This is a genomic window from Exiguobacterium sp. s7, assembly GCF_018618195.1.
Lineage (GTDB): Bacteria > Bacillota > Bacilli > Exiguobacteriales > Exiguobacteriaceae > Exiguobacterium > Exiguobacterium mexicanum_A.
This window is the reverse complement of the sequence record NZ_JACSLO010000008.1, coordinates 1-19,214: the sequence shown is the minus strand read 5'-3', so window position 1 is coordinate 19,214 and position 19,214 is coordinate 1. Positions and strand designations below refer to the sequence as shown.

The 19,214-nt window shown below is 51.3% G+C and carries 22 protein-coding genes and 1 pseudogene; 12 read left to right on the top strand and 11 right to left on the bottom strand.

Features of this window, described 5'->3' with window-relative positions; genetic code table 11:
- Positions 1 to 55: 55 nt before the first annotated feature.
- On the top strand, positions 56 to 907 hold the full coding sequence (locus KNP79_RS10795) for an aldose 1-epimerase family protein (protein ID WP_251132948.1): 852 nt from the start codon (positions 56 to 58) through the stop codon (positions 905 to 907).
- A gap of 34 nt (positions 908 to 941) precedes the next feature.
- Here KNP79_RS10795 and KNP79_RS10790 read toward each other — a convergent pair whose 3' ends face one another.
- From KNP79_RS10790 to KNP79_RS10780, 3 genes are all read right to left on the bottom strand, one after another.
- Positions 942 to 1,160 (bottom strand): PspC domain-containing protein, encoded by a 219-nt coding sequence (locus tag KNP79_RS10790; protein WP_034781174.1) that lies wholly within the window; start codon positions 1,158 to 1,160, stop codon positions 942 to 944.
- A gap of 27 nt (positions 1,161 to 1,187) precedes the next feature.
- Complete coding sequence (locus KNP79_RS10785; RefSeq protein ID WP_034781176.1) at positions 1,188 to 1,892, bottom strand: SDR family oxidoreductase; 705 nt, start codon at positions 1,890 to 1,892, stop codon at positions 1,188 to 1,190.
- Positions 1,893 to 1,971: 79 nt separating this feature from the next.
- Positions 1,972 to 3,201, bottom strand: coding sequence for an LCP family protein (locus KNP79_RS10780; protein ID WP_214797602.1), 1,230 nt, complete (start codon positions 3,199 to 3,201; stop codon positions 1,972 to 1,974).
- A gap of 202 nt (positions 3,202 to 3,403) precedes the next feature.
- Here KNP79_RS10780 and KNP79_RS10775 point away from each other — a divergent pair, with 202 nt between their 5' ends.
- On the top strand, positions 3,404 to 4,318 hold the full coding sequence (locus KNP79_RS10775; RefSeq protein WP_034781180.1) for a hypothetical protein: 915 nt from the start codon (positions 3,404 to 3,406) through the stop codon (positions 4,316 to 4,318).
- A 180-nt stretch (positions 4,319 to 4,498) separates the two neighbouring features.
- Here KNP79_RS10775 and KNP79_RS10770 read toward each other — a convergent pair whose 3' ends face one another.
- Positions 4,499 to 4,723 carry a hypothetical protein gene (locus KNP79_RS10770; protein ID WP_034781182.1) on the bottom strand — a complete coding sequence of 75 codons (225 nt, stop codon included), beginning with the start codon at positions 4,721 to 4,723 and terminating at the stop codon, positions 4,499 to 4,501.
- 475 nt (positions 4,724 to 5,198) lie between these two features.
- Between KNP79_RS10770 and KNP79_RS10765 the strand changes: the two genes are divergently transcribed.
- A complete protein-coding gene (locus KNP79_RS10765) occupies positions 5,199 to 5,918 on the top strand; it encodes a hypothetical protein (RefSeq protein WP_034781183.1) in 720 nt (239 codons plus the stop codon).
- A gap of 58 nt (positions 5,919 to 5,976) precedes the next feature.
- Here KNP79_RS10765 and KNP79_RS10760 read toward each other — a convergent pair whose 3' ends face one another.
- The gene (locus KNP79_RS10760) at positions 5,977 to 6,348 is read right to left on the bottom strand and encodes a hypothetical protein (protein ID WP_034781184.1); all 372 of its coding nucleotides are present in this window, start codon (positions 6,346 to 6,348) and stop codon (positions 5,977 to 5,979) included.
- A 102-nt stretch (positions 6,349 to 6,450) separates the two neighbouring features.
- Here KNP79_RS10760 and KNP79_RS10755 point away from each other — a divergent pair, with 102 nt between their 5' ends.
- Positions 6,451 to 6,867, top strand: a complete 417-nt coding sequence (locus KNP79_RS10755; RefSeq protein ID WP_214754276.1) for a VOC family protein — start codon at positions 6,451 to 6,453, stop codon at positions 6,865 to 6,867.
- Between the two features lie 9 nt (positions 6,868 to 6,876).
- On the opposite strand, the gene KNP79_RS10750 is transcribed toward KNP79_RS10755, so the two are convergent.
- Positions 6,877 to 7,926 carry an NAD(P)/FAD-dependent oxidoreductase gene (locus KNP79_RS10750; protein WP_034781187.1) on the bottom strand — a complete coding sequence of 350 codons (1,050 nt, stop codon included), beginning with the start codon at positions 7,924 to 7,926 and terminating at the stop codon, positions 6,877 to 6,879.
- Between the two features lie 189 nt (positions 7,927 to 8,115).
- Here KNP79_RS10750 and KNP79_RS10745 point away from each other — a divergent pair, with 189 nt between their 5' ends.
- Positions 8,116 to 8,964, top strand: a complete 849-nt coding sequence (locus KNP79_RS10745; RefSeq protein WP_034781188.1) for an ABC transporter ATP-binding protein — start codon at positions 8,116 to 8,118, stop codon at positions 8,962 to 8,964.
- Between the two features lie 116 nt (positions 8,965 to 9,080).
- A complete protein-coding gene (locus tag KNP79_RS10740; protein WP_034781189.1) occupies positions 9,081 to 9,635 on the top strand; it encodes a methyltransferase family protein in 555 nt (184 codons plus the stop codon).
- Positions 9,636 to 9,699: 64 nt separating this feature from the next.
- On the opposite strand, the gene KNP79_RS10735 is transcribed toward KNP79_RS10740, so the two are convergent.
- Both KNP79_RS10735 and KNP79_RS10730 read right to left on the bottom strand, forming a co-directional pair.
- A complete protein-coding gene (locus KNP79_RS10735; protein ID WP_214712213.1) occupies positions 9,700 to 10,509 on the bottom strand; it encodes a DUF368 domain-containing protein in 810 nt (269 codons plus the stop codon).
- Between the two features lie 108 nt (positions 10,510 to 10,617).
- Entirely contained in the window at positions 10,618 to 11,172 is a 555-nt protein-coding gene (locus KNP79_RS10730; RefSeq protein ID WP_215192352.1) for a GNAT family N-acetyltransferase, read from the bottom strand.
- Positions 11,173 to 11,272: 100 nt separating this feature from the next.
- Here KNP79_RS10730 and KNP79_RS10725 point away from each other — a divergent pair, with 100 nt between their 5' ends.
- The gene (locus tag KNP79_RS10725) at positions 11,273 to 12,022 is read left to right on the top strand and encodes a sugar nucleotide-binding protein (protein WP_215192350.1); all 750 of its coding nucleotides are present in this window, start codon (positions 11,273 to 11,275) and stop codon (positions 12,020 to 12,022) included.
- Between the two features lie 16 nt (positions 12,023 to 12,038).
- On the opposite strand, the gene cypC is transcribed toward KNP79_RS10725, so the two are convergent.
- A complete protein-coding gene (gene cypC, locus KNP79_RS10720) occupies positions 12,039 to 13,280 on the bottom strand; it encodes a CYP152 family fatty-acid peroxygenase CypC (protein WP_215192348.1) in 1,242 nt (413 codons plus the stop codon).
- Positions 13,281 to 13,363: 83 nt separating this feature from the next.
- Here cypC and KNP79_RS10715 point away from each other — a divergent pair, with 83 nt between their 5' ends.
- A complete protein-coding gene (locus KNP79_RS10715; protein ID WP_034781199.1) occupies positions 13,364 to 13,723 on the top strand; it encodes a potassium channel family protein in 360 nt (119 codons plus the stop codon).
- 18 nt (positions 13,724 to 13,741) lie between these two features.
- On the opposite strand, the gene KNP79_RS10710 is transcribed toward KNP79_RS10715, so the two are convergent.
- Complete coding sequence (locus tag KNP79_RS10710) at positions 13,742 to 15,100, bottom strand: alanine/glycine:cation symporter family protein (protein ID WP_215192405.1); 1,359 nt, start codon at positions 15,098 to 15,100, stop codon at positions 13,742 to 13,744.
- Between the two features lie 131 nt (positions 15,101 to 15,231).
- Positions 15,232 to 15,501 carry a membrane protein insertion efficiency factor YidD gene (gene yidD / locus KNP79_RS10705; RefSeq protein ID WP_034781204.1) on the bottom strand — a complete coding sequence of 90 codons (270 nt, stop codon included), beginning with the start codon at positions 15,499 to 15,501 and terminating at the stop codon, positions 15,232 to 15,234.
- A 205-nt stretch (positions 15,502 to 15,706) separates the two neighbouring features.
- Between yidD and KNP79_RS10700 the strand changes: the two genes are divergently transcribed.
- From KNP79_RS10700 to KNP79_RS10685, 4 genes and pseudogenes are all read left to right on the top strand, one after another.
- Positions 15,707 to 16,504 carry a pyrroline-5-carboxylate reductase family protein gene (locus KNP79_RS10700; protein ID WP_215192346.1) on the top strand — a complete coding sequence of 266 codons (798 nt, stop codon included), beginning with the start codon at positions 15,707 to 15,709 and terminating at the stop codon, positions 16,502 to 16,504.
- 187 nt (positions 16,505 to 16,691) lie between these two features.
- A complete protein-coding gene (locus tag KNP79_RS10695) occupies positions 16,692 to 16,928 on the top strand; it encodes a FeoA family protein (protein WP_214754283.1) in 237 nt (78 codons plus the stop codon).
- Positions 16,925 to 18,901 (top strand): annotated as a pseudogene (gene feoB, locus KNP79_RS10690) (ferrous iron transport protein B). The gene KNP79_RS10695 and the pseudogene feoB overlap by 4 nt, the downstream one beginning before the upstream one ends.
- A 15-nt stretch (positions 18,902 to 18,916) precedes the next feature.
- Positions 18,917 to 19,114: a FeoB-associated Cys-rich membrane protein gene (locus KNP79_RS10685; protein ID WP_215192343.1), complete on the top strand. Its 198-nt coding sequence runs from the start codon at positions 18,917 to 18,919 to the stop codon at positions 19,112 to 19,114.
- Positions 19,115 to 19,214: the final 100 nt, after the last annotated feature.

Below are 19,214 nucleotides of genomic sequence, written 5' to 3'. Positions count from 1 at the left end.
GTACTGTTCACTCCTAAACTTAACTTATCATATCATTCAAAGGAGAGTAACTATCTTGCAACTTTACAACGAGAAAGTTAGCGTCACACTAAAAGCACACGGTGCCGAAATGACCAGTTGGAACGTCGACGGGACGGAGCTCCTCTGGCAAGGTGACCCAACGTATTGGGGCCGGCAAGCCCCGATCCTTTTTCCGTTCGTCGGACGCCTGCTCGACGACCGTTACTTATATGACGGAATGACGTACACGATGAGCCAACACGGATTTGCGCGCGACGAACTGTTCGAGGTCGCCGAGGCTTCCGATACCCACGTCCGCTTTATCCTGCGCGATTCTGTCGAGACGCGTAAACACTATCCGTTTTCATTCGAACTAAATGTCATCTATCGTCTCATCGGCGAAGAGTTGAGCGTGACGTATCGCGTCGTCAACCGAGATGATGCCGTCCTCCCGTTCGGCATCGGCGGACACCCGGCCTTTAATATCCCATTTGCCGGGGGGACGTTTGAAGACTATACGATTGACTTTGGGGAGACGCGAACACTCGACCGTCTATTGCTCGAAGGACCTTACTTGACGGGTGCCTATCAACCTCTCGGGGAACGCCGTTACATCCCGCTGACGCATCACTTGTTCGACCAAGATGCCCTCATCTTTGAACAAATCGAGTACGCAGCGCTTCGACATCAACCGAGCGGTCGGGCCATCGTCATGGAATCCCCTCACTTCACCCATTTCGGCATCTGGTCGCCTCCACACTCCGACGCCCCGTTCGCCTGTCTCGAACCTTGGTTCGGACACGCTGACTACAAAGGCCATCGGAAGGACATCCGCCATAAAGAAGATATGCAATTGCTCGACCCTGGTGAGTCGTTCGAGGCGACTTACACGCTCTATACCGAATAAAAAACGAGCTGACCGATGCGGTCAGCTCGTTTTGTTAAAAGCGATTTTCTTGCTCCGCCTCATACTCTGACGGCGGTTTTTTCATGACGATGGCCAGAACGATATAAATCAATAGACCAGGACCCCCGAACAAAGCGAGGACGACGAAGATGATGCGCATTAACGTGACATCGACCCCGAGGTATTTCCCTAGTCCCGAACAGACACCGGCAATCATTTGATCAGACGGATCTTTATACAATTTTCGTTCCATCAGGACACCTTCTCCTCCAGATTTTCGTTAGCGTTGTGGTCGACGAAGCGTCGTTCTGCCTCCAGTCGCCACTTCCCCACGACTGTCAAAATCGAGTGCTTCATTGATTGGGGTACTGCCGGATTTCACTTCGATCCGACGGCCATACAATCCACGATTATCGAGCGAAGCGGTGATGATCGTCGCGACGTCCGTTTCAGAAATCGTCGCACCATTCGCATCACTCAAGTCTTCCGATGCCTCAATCGAGCCTTTCCCTGGCCCATCTACAATTGTCACTGGGCAAATGATCGTGTAGTTTAAACCGCTATGTTCGATATACTCATCGGCCGCGTTATTGGCAGACAAGAAGTTGAAATGTTCTTTCGGTGCCGCGTCCGGTTGATCCGCGCCGTATGCACTGAGCAAGACGACGTGACGGACACGTTCTTTTTTAGCAGCGTCAATCGCTTTCATCGCGACGTTGCGGTCCAGCAGTTCGATTTCCTTGCTTGATCCATCTGCCCCTGCCGTTGCCGCGATGATGACGGCATCTTGTCCCGAGGTCGCCTCGTGAATCCCTTTATCCAATTCTTTCTCGACGTCGACGGTGAGCACGCGCGCACCCATCTTTTCATACTCTGCCTGTAGTTCAGGATAACGAATTAAAGCGGTCACTTGATGCGATTTCGCTAAACTTTTCAATACACGTCTACCGATCTTTCCTGTTGCTCCAATGACTAAAACTTTCATTCAAATTTCCCTCCTCAAAAGAGTAGTTCATTTGATTAAATTTCCTCTTTCGGAACGGAATCAAACCCTTTTCGCGAAATTATCTCACCGTTCCCCACATCGTCAAGTCGAGGGCGTCACGAATGGCTTGAACACTCGCTTCGGTCGGTTGATAGTAATAGACGTTATCGATGTAGGCGTCTTCTCCTTCGATTTGAAGTTTATCCACCTGCGGCTGTAATACCATCGTCATTCCGATCGATGCCATCTGCAACGGATTCATTTCGAGTCCCATCTCGTCTTTCATGAAACGATACGTCGCCGGGATTTTCGTCCACCCCGTCGGACTGGCCAATTTATCGGCGACGGCCGACATGACTTCGGTTTGGCGGTTCGAGCGGGCACCGTCCGTGTCTGTCTTCCGGTGACGGGCGTAGGCGAGCGCCATGTCCCCGTCCATGGCGTAAGACACTCCTTCTGTGTACTCATACGTTTGATTGAAGCCTTTCTCGCTGAACGAGTGGGTCGCTGTGACGTTGACGCCGCCGACGAGGTCAATCAATTCCATAAACGTTTCAAACGTGATCACGACTTGACCGTCGACCGAGGTTTCCGTCAGTCCCTCTACCGCCCCGACCGTACAATCCGCACCGCCATAGGCAAACGCATGGGTGATCTTATCGCCTTCTCGTTCTGGTTCGCAAGGAATCGCTGTATACGTGTCCCGCGGAATCGAGACGTTTTGAACAGTGCGTGAACGTGGTACAAATTCCATCAACTGTAAAGAGTCCGTCCGTGATCCAGATAATGATTCTCCGACGCGGGCGTCACTTCCCATCACTAAAAACGTGACAGGACGCGTTGCCATATAGCCGACTCCGATGAGGAGGAGCAACATGACAAGCAATAGCTTCCCTTTCCACTTCCGGCGGCGCGGTTTGTCTTTCGGTGCGGTCGCCTCATGTTTGACGTGAGTTCGTTCCGGTTCACGTGTTTGGCGTCTCGGTTCCCGTCGTTCTTCTCGACGTGGCTTTGATTTACGTTTCGTGCCGAACGGAAGGGTTAACTTCGCTTTCGGTTTCCGGACGTCGCGCGCTTTCTTTTTCGGTTCAGACGACTGTTCATGCGCTCGGTTTAGAAACGGATGCTCGCCTTGAGTCGTCTCTGCTTGCCGGCCCGTCTCCCATCTTTCCGGGTTCTCTTCGTTTGTTTGATGATTTATCGTTTCGTGTCGAGCTTGTTCGTTTAGCTGAGCCTCTTCACTCAACCGTTCCCGTTCGAGCTCACGCTTTCTGCGTTCGACACGTGATAAGTGTTGATCGTCATTCATATGCAATACCTCAATTATGGTTAGATTTTTCTACATTATCATCGACAAACGTTTTTCTGACAACGGTTAACGTAAAAATCCGTCTCAAGCATGAGACGGAAGGGTTGTTTTGAATCGAAAGCGGGAAAGGAATAATAATTGGTGTCTGCCCATCTGCGGACAGTTACTTTGTTCGACGTCCTCTTGAAAGGAGGGAGAGCTAATGCGTATCGGGAAGTTACGGATGTTGCTAGAACAGTACGGCGAAGCCACGCTTCGCGATGTGATTGTCGAGATGTATCGAAACATCCCTAAAACCGTGATTGAAGAGAAAGACATCGACTTTATGGTCAGCCAGTTCACACGATATAAAGAACAAAAATCGTCAGACGAACGTCATTCGCTCTCACAAACCATCGTCCTCGCTGAACGTTTTGTCGAATTGGCTTATGATCACTTATATGTAGTCCCGAACCAAGTGATGAGTGAACGTGACCAAAAAAATTGGTACATTCATGCGAAAAAAATCATTCGCGATTTAGCCTATTACGCGGATGACGAGCCCGAGGCCCGGACGATGTACGAAGAAATGTTTTTGTTGCTGTCGTCTTCAGCGGGAGAAGAACCGCTCTTCACAACGAGCGATCCTTTCCGGTTGTTAAAATTGTCTCAAACCACGATGTTATCCCAACTGATTCAGTATTATCAACTTGATGCCCCCACGACCGCCGTTTGGATCGATCGTTCCTTATACACCGCACTCCATGTCCCAAAAGATGTTGACTCGACTCGGGTCGACCTGCTCTCGACACTCCTCGATCAATCTTATAATTCGTCCGAATGGAATTTGCTCCGTGAACGTTTGACCACGTTGTGCGACCGCACATTAGCCAAAGCCCACACAGACGAGAACGCCCTTGCCGATTATCAAGCCTTAAAGATGCTTGAGCTGGAATTACTCGTGGAGCGCGGCCATTTATCAGAAGCCGAACAAAAGTTGTTCGCCGAATATATCCCTTTCTTCTCCCATCGTTCAGAACCGTTCAAAGTATATGTGAATATGCTCGAAAGTCGTGGCCATGCGAATGAAACGAAACGATTGCGACGACTCGCCAAAGAAAAACGAATCCAATTTTAATCATACAAAAAAGGGAGTCAATCGACAGCGTCGGTTGACTCCAAAACATGATATGAACGAGGGGTGTTCATCTGAAAAGGAGGGGAAGTTGGTGCAGAACTTCCTTCCTACACGTTTAGTATAAATCAGATTTGAAACCGCTTCCGATTCAGATATTGCATTTTTGTGAACGTTTTCACGTTATTCAATCGCATTGATAATCCCTAGCCCAATCACGGATAATAATACAATCAATACAAAAATGAACACCATCTCGTTCGGGGAGCGAAACCCTTCATATAGTTCTACCGCTTCGTCAACGATGACGTTCTCATGGACAACGATCGGATTCGTTTCCGCCTGCGCCGTATGCGGTATACCCATCAACACTACTGCTAATAACCAAAAACTTATTACGTATCGCATAGTCGTCTCCTTGACTCGTTTCTTACCCATCAGTATAGCATGTCTTTTTCATTTAACATGAATTGGATTGTTCTACGTTTTAACAAATATCACACCCTGTTTCATCCTCCGCCATCAAACCTCTTTATGTATGTCTTAGCCAGATAGAGTCTCGTCCTTGAGCCATTTCCACGTCAAATCGGAAAGATTTTTGGGTGTTTTTTGAAACAAATACGCCCTTGATTTCCCAATAAATGTTCATCAATTTAATACGAGCATTTATATGTGGTAACGCTTACAATTTAAGGGTATCTCATTTTATATAGAAAGTAGGACCGCTCGGATGAAGCAGACCTTTACCATCAAAGAAAGTCGTGAAGTTCCACCCCATCTTCGACCATTGCTCCACAATCTTTATAACCCTCAGCACGTCCCGAATCTGTTCAGCTTTCCACCACAGTGCTCGTTGTATACCGGTTGGCTAGGAAATGAGCTCATGGCCGCCATCACCGTGGATTATCGTGACCTCCCCACCACCCAACAGATTCGCATGACTGATGCAGCCTATACAAACTTCGCGGCATTGCGTGGGTTGATCGATCGCGTCTTGTATCAATTCCATCCGCATATCGGACAAAAAACGATGGTCTCTTTAAATGTCCAAAACGCAAAGGCACTTCAACGACTCGATTCGTTCACCGCCATCGGGTTCACACCTCATCTTGAGTCGACCGTTTATGATTTACCTGTACTACCGTTCCAAAAAGAGACATACGCGCAATGGCAACTCTGCCTTGAGCATCCGGAAACGTATGCGTTATGGTCATCGACCCGCAATCAGTACGCCCGTCTTTTGCCAGGCGCCTTACCGGTTTCGGCTAGAACCATCGACGAATGTCATCGAAATCAAGGTGCGTTCCATTCATTGAGACGGAACGGTGCTGTCGTGGGCACGATGTATAGCCGAATCGAGTTCTCGCGCTTGCATATTCATGAGCTCCACATGACGTGCGACTCATTCACGACCCGAGAAGGTCTCTCGTTCCTCCAACAATCATCTTTTATAAGGTTGAAAAAGATTCAAGACGTCAAGGTCACAGTGACATCGCTCCAACCAAGCTTGCGAGACGCCCTACTAAAACAAAAAGCCACCCAAACATCTGTCAGCACTCATACATTTTTAAAAGAATTGGTCCCTTATCCTTCTGTACAGTAAACAGTAAAAAAACACGAAACGTTCTGGGTCCTTCATCGGACTCGTTCGTTTCGTGTTTTCATTCGGCAGCGTTTGTCGATTCCATCGCGAGCGGTGGCATCTGTTCAAAAAGATCGGTTCTAAGTCCTGTATCGCGCCGATCCAACGATTCGATTCGATCGAATTGGATCTCGCGGTCCGCCACGCTGAACCAATAGGTGATATGTGGCTCGTCTGTAAAACGCAGGGCATAATTGGAACCGTTCAAATGAAAGTCCACTTCCGTCGACAAGATTTCAGCAGGACCAATTTTTTTATGTGTCGTCAATCGTTCCAGGACGACTTGTTCTTCATTGATCCGATAATCGACAAACGTCGCAAGTGAGAGTCCAAACACAAATGACACCAGCGCGAACGCGCTGATCAATCCAAGAGTGATCTTTCCGTTCATTTCGCCGTCCCTCCCTCTTTCAGTATATCGGATTCCGACAAAACGTTGTGAAGTGACATTTTGTTCAAGTTTCGTCAAACTAGAGTGTGAGGAGGGATCAAGATGCACATTGACCATACCGGAATCGCTGTCCGTGATTTAGACGAAGCGATTTCATTTTACACGACCGTCCTACAAGGGAAGCTCGTCGATCGCTACACAAACACAGCGGTCGGCGTCGAGACGGAAATCGCCGTCATCCACGTCGGTGACGATGTGATTGAACTGTTGTTGCCGACGAGCCCAACGAGTCCAATCGCCCGCTTCATGAAAGCACGAGGCAAAGGCGTCCACCATATCGCCTACCAGGTTGATGACTTAACTCAATCGATCGAGTCGCTCAAACGAGACGGCATTTCCTTTTTAGAGGACACGTTGCGGACGACGGCAAAAGGCCGACGTCTCATCTATATGGACCCACGTCATTCGGGCGGCGTCATCGTCGAACTGTGCGACTATCCGACAACAAGCAAGCAGTGAGGGAGCCCCTCACTGCTTTTGTAATGCCTGCTCGATGATATCACGGTTTTTTGTCTTCAACCGTTCGTTGTGCGAGGACACCATCGCCGCTTTCGTGGCGTCCGGATCGATGAACGTCTTTGCACGGTTGACGGCATTGGCCGCATCTTGGAAAGCGCCCGCGATGAGGTGGACTTTCCCTTCATGCGTCAAAATGTCGCCAGCCGCATATAAACCTGGCACCGACGACTCGCTGCTCGCATTGCCTTTCACGTAAAAACCATCCACCATCTCGACTTGTAACTCGCAATCACCGAGCAGCGCCGTATCCTGCTCGTACCCATGGTTGATGACGACTTCGTCGACTTCTACGAGATCACGTTCCCCCGTCCCGCAATCGACGAGCGAAACCGCATGAATCGTCGTCCCATCCCGAGAGATGAGGTCTTCGATTTGCGTATGCAACCGACAGTCGACACGGCCACAAAGCAACTTATCGACTTGTGACTCATGTCCCTTGAGCGCTTCTTTCCGGTACGTTAAAATGACGCGCTCAGCAATCGGTTCGAGCTCATTGGCCCAGTCGATGGCACTGTTGCCGCCCCCTGAGATCAATACCGTCTTTCCTTTGAACGCCATGAGCGATTTGACCGTATAGTGTAAATTCGAGACCTCGAAGCGCTCTGCCCCGCTGATATCGATTTTCTGTGGTTGTAGGATGCCGCTTCCTGTCGCGACGATGACCGTCTTGGAAACATGCTGTCCATGTGTCGTATCGAGTACGAAATGGCCTTGGTTGTCCTTCGTCATCGATTCGACTTTCTCTCCGAGCACGACGGTCGGATCAAACGTCAAGCCTTGTTCCACCAATTGTTCGATAAGGCGAGCACCGGTCGTCGGTGTGACCCCGCCGACGTCCCAAATCATCTTCTCTGGATAGACATGGATTTTGCCGCCGAGATGTGGTTGAAACTCAATCAATTTCGTCTTCATCCCACGAAGCCCACTATAAAACGTCGCATATAGTCCGGCTGGTCCGCCCCCAATAATCGTTACATCATATACATCTTGTTCGCTCATCGCCCTCACCCTTCCTTGAAACTCCAGCGCCATTGATTCTCATTCTCATTCACTATACCTTGAAACACGCCTGTCGACAATCTATTTTGACATCAAACAAACATTGACACGATGTGTGGCACTTGCTATAGTAGATTCGATATTGAGAATCATTATCACGGGCGTCATCTACGGAAAGGGGAATCCATCATGTCACGGATACATACGACAGATATCGAGGTCGGATATGGCGACAAGACGATTGTAAAACAATTGAGCTTGTCGATTCCCGACCATAAAATCACGACGATCATCGGACCGAACGGCTGTGGAAAATCGACGCTCTTGAAGGCGATGACCCGGATTCTTTCTCCGTCTAACGGTTCAGTCCATTTGGACGGAGCCGACATCGCCAAATGTAACACGAAAGAGATCGCCCGAAAAATGGCGATCCTGCCGCAAACGCCAGAAGGTGCCGGCGGATTGACGGTTGGAGAACTCGTCTCCTACGGCCGGTTCCCTTATCAATCCGGATTTGGCCGCCTTTCGAAACATGATCATGAAGTGATTGATTGGGCGCTTGACGTGACCGGGACGCTCGCCTATAAAGACCGCAGCGTCGATGCCCTCTCAGGCGGACAACGTCAGCGTGTATGGATTGCGATGGCGCTCGCCCAAGAGACCGATTTGATTTTCTTGGATGAACCGACGACGTATCTCGACTTGGCCCATCAGCTCGAAGTACTCGAACTGCTCGAGACGCTCAATCGAGACCAAGGACGAACCATCGTCATGGTCCTCCACGACTTGAATCAGGCCGCTCGCTTTGCCGATCACATCGTCGCGATGAAAGACGGCGAAGTACTCGCGACAGGAACGGCCGAAGAAGTCATCTGTCCGCTCGTCCTCAGACAAGTATTCCACATCGATGCCATCATCGGTCGCGACCCGCGGACCGAGAAGCCGATGTGTCTCACGTATCACTTGATCAAAGAAGAGACAAACGAAGTGAAACACGACAAACAGGTCGCCGCAGCACTGCTTGCCAACGCGCATTAATCGGCTGAGCACTACTTAACGTCCCGCACATTGCGAGACGTTTTTTCATTCAGCGTGCGTTTTTGGGGAGGAAGACGCGGGTATTGAGTGGAAGATACTGAGAAAGGAGGCACGCTATGGATTGGTTAGACGGGTTCTTCATTCTCATCTCAGTCGCTTGGCTATATGAAATTTGGCGTTACCGAAATCGGTCCGAGCCGACCGACGGCGCCAGTGAGCACGCCAGTTTTTACATCGTTTCATTGATCATGGTCATCGTGTTTGCGGTTTCCATCGGATTATCCGTCTGGACAGATGTACGTCAACCGCTTCCCCAACGTCTGCTCGGACTCGGTTGCTACGTAGCCGGAGTGTCGCTCCGCTATTGGGGCATCGGGCAGTTGCGCCATCAGTTCACCCGTCACGTCGTCGTCCGTCCCGAGGATGAACTCGTCAGTTCGGGGCCGTATCGCTATTTACGTCACCCGCTCTACACAGGGCTCTTGTTTATCACGCTCGGGTTTTCACTTTACTTCACGCATTGGGGCATCGCCTTATTCGGCACATTCTCGATTGGTTTAGCGCTGTTATGGCGAATTCACATCGAAGAGAAGATGCTGACCTCTCATTTCGGGAGCGCGTATCGAACGTGGGCCAAATCGCGTAAACGATTGATCCCGTTCATCTATTGAGCAACAATCGCTGAATAAACAAAAACATGCACGCCGTCAATCGATGACGGTCGTGCATGTTTTTTTATACAGAGAAGCGTCCGAGCAGACGGACGATCATAAAGCCTGCCCCAAATGAGAGGATACTGAGCACCCACATGAGCGTCGTGTCCGGGAGACCCGGGAATACGACCGCGAGCGAGCCGATGACGAGGCCTAAAATGACGGAAAACGTCATGCCTGGAAAATGGCCGAGCAAATAGCGGATCACTTTACTGCTGACGATGAAACCGACCGCCACCCCAAGACCGACGATACCGATGATGAGAATATTCAAGTTCGATAACGCACTGATGACGGTTGGATAGACCCCGATGAGAAGCAAGACGAACGAGCCGCTAATCCCTGGTAACAACATGGCCATACTTCCGAGCCATCCTGAGAAGAACAACAAGATCGCCGTACTTGTGGAAAGTTCTGTAATGATGGCCGTATCTGCCGGTTTAATGATAGCCATGCTCGCCACAAGAATGGCCCCGATCACCATGGCGACGATATGTACCGGACGCATGACCGCACGCGATCGAAATTCAAACAGGAGCAACGGGATTATCCCGAGAATCAACCCGATGAAAAAGAACTGGGTCGGCTCGTAATATTCAAGCAGCAAAAATTCGATCACGCGGCTAAGACCTAAAATCGCACCCGCCATCCCGATCCCGAGCGGAATCAAGAACAAGATATGCTGTTTCCAATGTCGACTGAAAATCCCACTGATCGCTTCGATCAACCGGTCATAAATCCCTAAAATAACTGCAATCGTCCCACCACTGACACCGGGAATCAAGTCACTCGTCCCCATCGCGATGCCGCGCAGGATATTTTTCCATTCCATACATGATCTCCTTTTTCGCTACTGATTCATTTCAAGCATTTAGTATAGCCGAGTCGCAATCATTTTGCATCGGTTTTAAGACTGATAATTGACCGATTGACGGTTCAGTCAAAGCGCGAGCGCCATATAATCAAACCGTCCTCCGGAGATATCGATTTCTTTCACTTTTTTAAAGCCGAGCCGCTCATACAACCGCCCGGCTGCCGGGTTCGTCTGGTCAACGTTGAGCGCGACTTGTGGGATGCCTGTCTCACGGGCATGGTCAATCGCTTGTTGAATCAGTTTCGTCCCAATCCCACGGCCGCCGAACGACGAGTCGACAGCGACCGAATCGATATAGAGCACATCCCCTGACGTTTCGACGTCTAACGTGTCCGGTTGCCCTTGGGTCCGGAGCCACGCCTTGATCGGTTCATCCAACTGCGATGCCCGTTCCCCGTGGTAGGCAATCAGAATGCCCGCCATCACTGTCTCGTTTTCCGCCACCCAAACGTTTTCGTAGCTCAAGCGGTTTCCGGGCTGACCAATCCACATCGAGAGTCGTTCGAGTACTTGTTGTTGGTCTGACGTACCGGTCAACGAATACGCAATTTCGTGAATCGCCGCGTAAACGAGCGGTGCGATTTGCGTGCTGTCATCCGGTGTCGCTTTTCGAATATTCATCTTTATCGCCTCCACCCATCAGTCTAGCACAAAGCTTCTTTCAAAGGGTTTGTCGGACAGTGAAGTGTGGGATGATACAAACAGAAGGGAGGAATAAGTAATGAAAGCAATTTTGACAGGCATGAACGGAACGGTCGCCCCTGTCGTCGCCCGTACATTAAAGCGGCACGGCATCGAGCCGGTCGCGTGGGACCGCACGAAAGTGTCCACATCTGACGAGGCTGAGATGCGAGCCTTTATCGAATCGGTCCGCCCGACTTATTTTCTTCATATCGGCATGGGTGCCGCCGAATGGGCCGAGACGCTCGCACGTCTATGCGGGGAATATAAAATCCCCTTCCTCTTCACGAGCACCGTCTCCGTCTTCTCCGACAGTGTGACGGGACCAATCACCCCGGACACACCGCCCGATGCAACAGATGAATATGGTGCCTATAAACGGGCGTGTGAAGAAAACATCGCCAGGACTAATCCCGGTGCCCAAATCGTCCGCCTCGGTTGGCAAATCGGGGACGGTCCCGGTTCGAACAATATGATGGATTATTTCGAGACCGAGATGAAGCGAAACGGTGTAATCGTCGCGAGCGCACACTGGTACCCGTCCTGCTCGTTTTTAGAAGATACGGCGGACGCCTTGTTCGAGATTTTGACGAAACGTGGGCCGGGACTGTATCAATTGAACGGCAACCCGAGCCATTCCCTCTATGACATCGCACTCGGCTTAAAAGAGTTGCATGACACATCATGGCAAATCGAACGAACCGACGAACCGAAACGGGATAACCGTATGGTCGACACGAACATCACAATCCAACCGATCACGAAACGGTTAGCCTTGCACACAAAATGAGTCGCCTCTCGGCGACTCATTTGCGTTCAACCTGTTTCAACACGAGCCCGCTTTTCGGCAAACTCGGTAAGTCCACAAAACTATAACTAAGGTCTTGAGACGGTACCTCATAGCGATAGCGGTTCAAGAACACGTCGATCGTTTCACGCATGATGGCGATCGTCACATGTTCCCCGGCGCAGCGATGCCCAAAATCCACATCCCCGCCACCTTGAGGGATGAACGTGAACGGGCTCTCGGTCCAACCTTTGAACCGGTCTGGATTGAACTGTTCGGGTTCCGTCCAAAGCGAGGGGTCGTGGTTCGTCCCATACAAGTCGAGCAAGACGAGCGTCCCTTGCTCGAACGCAAACCCATCCCATTCGAAGTCCTGTTTGACGCGCGCAGCCGTCACCGGGAAGAACGGATAAAAGCGCCGGACTTCTTGGACGAACCATGTCGAATCCGTCTCGCCGTAGGCCAACCGAGCACGAGCCTCCGGAAACTGATGCAACGCGAGCACAGTGAACAAGACGTAAATCGACACCGCCACAGTCGGTCGTATAATATTGATCGCCTCGACCGCCACGACATCGGCCGGAAGCAGTTCCCCTGCCTCATCACGATGCCATGAAAATTCATACAGTGCTGTCTGTTCGTTCGGAAGCAACCGGTTCGTCCGCACTTCCTCGACCATCTTCCGAACCCAAGACTCGGCCGACGACCGGGCCGCCCGTCCACGTATGTGCTTTGGTCCAAGGGCCGTCCCCGATTCGAACAACAACCGCATCTCATCCGTCCGCTGTTTCACTTCATGCTCACCGAGTGGAACCCCGGCCCATTCACAAACGGCCCGCATGAGGACTTCTTGCGCCATATGATAGAGCACTGTTTCGTCTTCGGTCGCATCGAGCGCTCGTTCCCATTCACGGCTGACAAGTCTCGTCAGTCGCTCGATATTTCCTGGGAACATGAGCGACATGAACATCTTTTTTCGATGTGCATGCGCCGCACCGTCCAGCGTCTGCACCCCGTCCTCCCCGAACAACGTCTTCAGCAACCGCTTCGGTGCCGCGTCTTGCCGAACGAATTTGTCCGCGTCATAAAATAAAGCGGCTGCCTCGGCACCACCGAGACAGATTGCTCGCTCCCCAAGTAAACGCGTTTCGAATAGGTTTGACTGAAAGCTTTTTCTGCGGTTCGGGACATACAAGTAGCCCTCCCGGAGGAACGCCAAGCTATGGTCGAGCCCTTGTTCTTTCGGGATCGGTCGTGTCATGATGTATCATCCTTTCCAACTTTTCTATAGAGGATGTTCCCCTGTTCTTAGCGAACAAACCTATAAAGAAAGGAGGCGGGCGAATGCTCTCATTTATTTTGACATTTCGTCGCATGTTTCGCGGAATCTGGCGCGGTCTGAAAGACGCTGAGTTTCAAGTGTTGTTCAGTCTCGCCCTTCTGACCATCGTCTCGGGGACACTATTTTATTCACGGTTCGAGGACATGCGTTGGCTTGACGCCTTGTATTTCAGCGTCGTCACGCTCACGACGATCGGCTATGGGGATTTCGTCCCGACGACCGATCTCGGTAAAGTGTTCACGATCGGCTACGTCATTACTGGTGTCGGCATCATGGTCGGCTTCATCACCAAAGTCTTTGACCACCTCCAGCAAGCGCGACTCGAAGAGGTCCGCAAACGAAACACGCCACCGTCTCCTTGAAGACGGTGGCGTGTTTCGTTAAGATGCTTTTCGATTTCGATTTTCGAGCTCGAGTTGCTGATTGAACCGTTTCGTCTCGGCGATCACAACACCCGACAAGAACAGCAGACCAATCAAGTTCGGGATGGCCATCAAACCGTTAAATACATCGGAAAGGGCCCAGACCAAGTTAAGGTTCGTCGTCATCGCGCCGAGTCCGGCCACGAGGACGAAGGCGATGCGATACGGAATAATCGATTTCTGGCCGAACAAGTAGTGAATCGAACGTTCTCCATAATACGACCATCCGAGCACCGTCGAATAGGCGAACATGACGAGGCCGATTGTCACGATATATCCGCCAGCCGGCCCTAAAAATTGCTCAAACGTCGCCGTCGTCAACGCGACCCCTTCGAGCCCCGACCCGATTTGTCCGCCCATGACGAGCGTGATCCCTGTGACCGAACAGACGATGAGCGTATCGAGGAACACTTGCGTCATCGAGACGAGTGCCTGACGTCCTGGCATATCCGTCTTGGCCGCCGCCGCCGCGATTGGGGCCGATCCAAGACCGGCCTCGTTCGAGAAGACGCCGCGGGCCACCCCGTAACGAATCGCCGCCCCGATCGCTCCTCCACCAATTGCCTCGGCGCTTAACGTGCTGCTGAAGATGAGTGTAATCGCATCTGGAATGAGCGTATAGTTCATAATCATAATCAATAATCCACTGCCGAGATAAAAGACGATCATGACCGGTACGAAGTAACTGACGACGCGTCCGATCGATTTGACACCACCTAAGATGACCGCACCCGTGAAGATCATGATCAAGATACCGGATACGTAAAGCGGCACATCAAACGTCGTTTGGAGTGCCATCGCCACCGAATTCGTCTGTACCCCGTTTCCAATCCCGAACGCCGCGAGGGAAGCGAACCCCGCGAAGGCGACGGCGAGCCAGCGCTGTTTCAAGCCGCGCTCCAAGTAATACATTGGTCCCCCAGCCATTTGTCCCCGCTCATCAGTGACCCGATATTTGACCGCGAGCACGGCTTCCGCGTATTTGGTCGCCATTCCGAAGAAACCGGATACCCACATCCAGACGATCGCGCCTGGCCCACCGAGCACGACGGCCGTCGCGACCCCGACGATATTCCCCGTACCGACCGTAGCCGCGAGCGCGGTCATGAGTGCTTGGAAGTGACTGATGTCCCCTTTCGATGACTTGTCCTGATTTTTAGAGAATGCGAGCTTCAATGCGTAAGGCAACTTCGTGATTTGAATTCCCCCGAGACGTACCGTCAAATAAATGCCTGTCCCCACAAGCAAAATCAATAACGGTGGTCCCCACACAAAGTTTGAAATCGTACCGATGAGTTCACTGAACGATTGACCCATGTTGTATTCCCCTTTCCCCGTATGTAATGAGTACATCTCTATTTTTTCAGAATACTTAGAAGATTGTCAAAAGTATTGTGATAAAACAAGTCAGAGAAAGAGGGGCTGTATCTAAAACAGCGAGCCGTCGATTAGACGTCTCGCTGAGATGGGGGTTTTTCACGTTGTAACGGCGCCTTCCAATCGAACTCGTCCGGCACGTAGTCGAGCCCGCCCGAATGGAACGGTTGGCAACGCATGAGCCGGCGCGTCGTCAAATAACCACCTTTGAGTGCACCATGTTTCTCGATCGCCTCGATCCCATAATGCGAACAACTCGGATAAAACCGACACGTCGGTGGTTTCAACGGAGAAATGAAGCGTTGATACCCTTGAATCCCCCGGACTAACACTCGTTTCACGTTTCATCGCCTCCTGATTGATTACTGCCATGATAGCTCGACCGGTCCGACTTGTCATCCGTGACGTCTGCGACAATCCAGTGACAAGACGGTGTCACGTTTTTCCTTTGTTTTACAATTTGAGCACGAGAGGCGCTATTTGACGCATCATTTGTTATGATAGGCAACATGTACACGACCGAATCTATATGAAGAGGTGACGATTATGAATATTTTAATGGTAGGAGCAGGATCGATGAGCGAGTCACTCGTCCGCGGATGGTTAGCCTCAGGTCTGTCTCCTGAACAAATCACGATGACGAACCGGAGTGACCGGACACGTCTTACAGAACTTCACACTGAGCTCGGCGTGCAAATCGTCGACGAAGAGGATGTCAACGCGTATGACATCGTCGTCCTTGCGATGCAACCGGACGGAGTGCTTCCATATGTAAGCTCGAAGACGTGGACCACACCGCTCCTCGTCTCCGTAGCGGCTCATATCGAACCGAGCGAAATTGAAGAGGCGTCAGGTCTCCCTGCCGTCTGCGCGATGCCGAATACGCCAGTGGCTTATCAAAACGGGATGACCGGGCTCTGGTTCGGACCCGAGACCGATGATACTTTCCGCGAGACCGCGACGGCTTTGTTTGAGCGTGTTGGTCGTACAGCTGTGACTGATGCGAAGACGATGTCGGCCTTTATGGCCGCCGCCGGTTGTAGCCCCGCTTTCTTTTACGAGATTGTCGGGTCGATGACACCGGTCTTGACGGAAGCAGGATTTGACGAAACGACGGCCCGTCAAATCGTCGCCCAAGCGATGAAAGGATCAGCTGAGCTTCTCCTCCATGAGACACGGCCGACGAACGACTTGATCGCAGATGTGGCCGCGCCGGACGGTCCGACCGATCGGGGTGTCGGTGTCCTTCGCACACGCGACTTGGCTGACGTCATGTCATCCGCGCTACGTGAAAGCGCGAAAGAAGACCATGAATCGATCGACGCACCGATTGAAAGAACGTAACCATTGAATGAAATGCCCGCTAGAAGTCGAACGTTACGTTCTGACGTCTAGCGGGCATTTCTTTTGTTTCCTTTCGTATGCTCGATAAGTCATAAAATCCACATATTATAGGAACTTTCAACGACAAAGGGCATGGTATGCTACTGATTGAGAACAATTATCATTTAATGAATATGGAGAGATCTCAATGCGTTCACTACTTGCCATTCCGTTACATCAGCCTGTGTTCATATCCGATTTGACGAGAATTGATGATCGTCTGCGCCGCCGCATGATCGCTTTAGGGTTTTATGAGGGCTGTTCCATACGGATCAAACGTCGGGCCATCCTATCCGGGCCGCTCACCATCGAACAAATCGAACATCAACAAATGATTGCGATTCGTCGTTGTGACGCCGAACAAATCGAGGTGATCGTCCCGTGACCCAACGAATTGCCCTCATCGGGAACCCGAATACCGGAAAAACGTCATTGTTCAATCGATTGACAGGTTCTTTCGCCCACGTCGGAAACTGGTCCGGCGTTACCGTCGAACAGAAAGTCGGACAATTGCATGGAAACATCGGACAGCTAATCGACTTGCCGGGTGTCTATGACTTAGACCCACTGTCGGCTGACGAAGCGATCGTCTCGAGGTTCCTGTTACAGGAACCGTTCGATGGTCTGTTCAACATCATCGACGCCTCACAATTCGAACGCAATTTACAATTGACGCTCCAGCTGCTCGAAATGGGGCACCCGCTCCAAATCGGATTAAACATGGTCGATGTCGCTGAAGGACGGGGGATCACCATCAACCTAGAACGTTTGCGCGAACGGTTGAACGTCGATATTTTCCCCATCACAGCGCGCACCGGAGCCGGTTGTGATGTCCTGTTGTCCTCGCTTCAATCGAAACCACGCGACCCGTTCATCCTTGATTACGGGGAAGATACCGAACATGCGATTCAACAGATTTTAGACGTGACCGGCCGCTCCGACCGTGACCGCTGGATCGCTGTCCAATACTTGGCCGGAAACCGCGTCATTTCCGAGCAACTCGAGTCTTCCGCACCAACCGTCCTCGCGATTCGAAAGACGTTGGAAATGAAACTCGGTCGCTTCGCTCATGCCCATATCACGGAACGAAGACGCGAGTGGACGAAAGACGTTCGTCAGCACGTCGTCGAGGAACGGAATACCCGGCGCGTCACGCTGACTGATCGCATCGATGCCGTCGTCACACATCCGATTTGGGGTTTACCGATTTTCTTCGCGGTGCTCTATAGCTTGTTCCATATCACGTTCAACTGGGTCGGCGCGCCCTTATCCGATGTATTGGATGGGTTGTTGACCGGTCCCGTCACATCGGGAACGAGCTGGTTGTTACAAACGCTCGGGACCTCGTCCTTCATCCAGGCGTTGATCATCGAAGGTGTGATTGCCGGTGTCGGCGGCGTCCTCGTCTTCGTGCCGCAAATCTTTGTGCTCTTTTTCTTCATCTCATTCTTAGAGGACTCAGGGTATATGGCGCGCGTCGCCATCGTCATGGATCGTTTCATGCAACTCGTTGGACTGAACGGGAAAAGCTTCATCCCGATGATCATCGGCTTCGGCTGCAACGTCCCGGGCATCATGGCCGCCCGGACGATCGAGGAGGAGCGCGAACGGCTGGTGACGATATTCATTTCACCGTTCATGTCTTGCTCTGCACGTCTACCGATCTACGCTGTCTTTGCTGCTAGCTTTTTTGCATCGCATCAAGCGCTCGTCGTCCTGTCGCTCTATATGTTAGGAATCATCTTGGCATTGATCATCGCTAAAATTTTTACGTCCCTCTTGGCCGCAGAAGACCAAAATAGCCTCTTTATCGTCGAACAACCTCCTTACCGGGTCCCTCAGGGGTTGACGCTTTGGCGCAGCACGTAGCAAAAAGCAAAAGGGTTCGTCCGAAAAGCCGGTACGTTCATCTTTGGAGGTTCCGTCTTCATTTGGTTGCTCGCTTATTCCGGCCCCAATGGGTTCGACGTGCCGATGGACGAGAGTTTTCTCGCCATGGTCGGTGGCGTCATCGCGACGTTGTTGGTACCGCTCGGATTTGGGACCTGGCAAGCGGGCGCTGCACTCATCACCGGTTTTTTGGCGAAAGAAGTCGTCGTTTCGACGATGGCGATCATCTATGCGGTCAGTGAATCCGATTTGTCGGCTTCATTATTTCCCGTGTTCACTCCGTTGAGCGCGTATAGCTTCATGGCGTTCGTCTTGCTTTATGTGCCGTGCCTGGCGACCGTTGCTGTCATTCGGCGCGAGGTAGGAAGCGCCAAGCTGACATGGGTCGCTAGCCTTTACGGATTAGGCGTGGCGTATGTCGTATCGTTGCTCATCTACCAAATCGGCCGTCTACTCGGATTTTCGTGACAAGGAGGAAATGAGATGTCTTTATTTGATCTATTGATTGGCCTTGGCGTCTTCGGATACGCCGTTTATGCGCTTTATCGATACACACGAAAAGCAAAAGGCGGGAAATGTGCCACTTGTGAGATCAAACCGACGTGCACATCATCCTGTGAGGCCGCCGACTGGGATCAACTCATCACCGAGGCTTTACGTTCCAACTCAAAAAAGTCATGACCTATACAAAAATGAACTGCTCCCCGTCAAGTAGACAGGGCAAATAATGAAAACCATCCTAGGCGGCTTGAGCCCTGTATTCGACAGGGCTCAAGCCGCC

What these genes read in the sequence shown, in the direction of transcription:
- KNP79_RS10790 (WP_034781174.1), bottom strand. Translation starts at nt 1,160, where the DNA reads ATGGAACGAAAATTGTATAAAGATCCGTCTGATCAAATGATTGCCGGT.
- KNP79_RS10785 (WP_034781176.1), bottom strand. Translation starts at nt 1,892, where the DNA reads ATGAAAGTTTTAGTCATTGGAGCAACAGGAAAGATCGGTAGACGTGTA.
- KNP79_RS10780 (WP_214797602.1), bottom strand. Translation starts at nt 3,201, where the DNA reads ATGAATGACGATCAACACTTATCACGTGTCGAACGCAGAAAGCGTGAG.
- KNP79_RS10775 (WP_034781180.1), top strand. Translation starts at nt 3,404, where the DNA reads ATGCGTATCGGGAAGTTACGGATGTTGCTAGAACAGTACGGCGAAGCC.
- KNP79_RS10770 (WP_034781182.1), bottom strand. Translation starts at nt 4,723, where the DNA reads ATGCGATACGTAATAAGTTTTTGGTTATTAGCAGTAGTGTTGATGGGT.
- KNP79_RS10765 (WP_034781183.1), top strand. Translation starts at nt 5,199, where the DNA reads ATGGCCGCCATCACCGTGGATTATCGTGACCTCCCCACCACCCAACAG.
- KNP79_RS10760 (WP_034781184.1), bottom strand. Translation starts at nt 6,348, where the DNA reads ATGAACGGAAAGATCACTCTTGGATTGATCAGCGCGTTCGCGCTGGTG.
- KNP79_RS10755 (WP_214754276.1), top strand. Translation starts at nt 6,451, where the DNA reads ATGCACATTGACCATACCGGAATCGCTGTCCGTGATTTAGACGAAGCG.
- KNP79_RS10750 (WP_034781187.1), bottom strand. Translation starts at nt 7,926, where the DNA reads ATGAGCGAACAAGATGTATATGATGTAACGATTATTGGGGGCGGACCA.
- KNP79_RS10745 (WP_034781188.1), top strand. Translation starts at nt 8,116, where the DNA reads ATGTCACGGATACATACGACAGATATCGAGGTCGGATATGGCGACAAG.
- KNP79_RS10740 (WP_034781189.1), top strand. Translation starts at nt 9,081, where the DNA reads ATGGATTGGTTAGACGGGTTCTTCATTCTCATCTCAGTCGCTTGGCTA.
- KNP79_RS10735 (WP_214712213.1), bottom strand. Translation starts at nt 10,509, where the DNA reads ATGGAATGGAAAAATATCCTGCGCGGCATCGCGATGGGGACGAGTGAC.
- KNP79_RS10730 (WP_215192352.1), bottom strand. Translation starts at nt 11,172, where the DNA reads ATGAATATTCGAAAAGCGACACCGGATGACAGCACGCAAATCGCACCG.
- KNP79_RS10725 (WP_215192350.1), top strand. Translation starts at nt 11,273, where the DNA reads ATGAAAGCAATTTTGACAGGCATGAACGGAACGGTCGCCCCTGTCGTC.
- cypC (WP_215192348.1), bottom strand. Translation starts at nt 13,280, where the DNA reads ATGACACGACCGATCCCGAAAGAACAAGGGCTCGACCATAGCTTGGCG.
- KNP79_RS10715 (WP_034781199.1), top strand. Translation starts at nt 13,364, where the DNA reads ATGCTCTCATTTATTTTGACATTTCGTCGCATGTTTCGCGGAATCTGG.
- KNP79_RS10710 (WP_215192405.1), bottom strand. Translation starts at nt 15,100, where the DNA reads ATGGGTCAATCGTTCAGTGAACTCATCGGTACGATTTCAAACTTTGTG.
- KNP79_RS10700 (WP_215192346.1), top strand. Translation starts at nt 15,707, where the DNA reads ATGAATATTTTAATGGTAGGAGCAGGATCGATGAGCGAGTCACTCGTC.
- KNP79_RS10695 (WP_214754283.1), top strand. Translation starts at nt 16,692, where the DNA reads ATGCGTTCACTACTTGCCATTCCGTTACATCAGCCTGTGTTCATATCC.
- KNP79_RS10685 (WP_215192343.1), top strand. Translation starts at nt 18,917, where the DNA reads ATGTCTTTATTTGATCTATTGATTGGCCTTGGCGTCTTCGGATACGCC.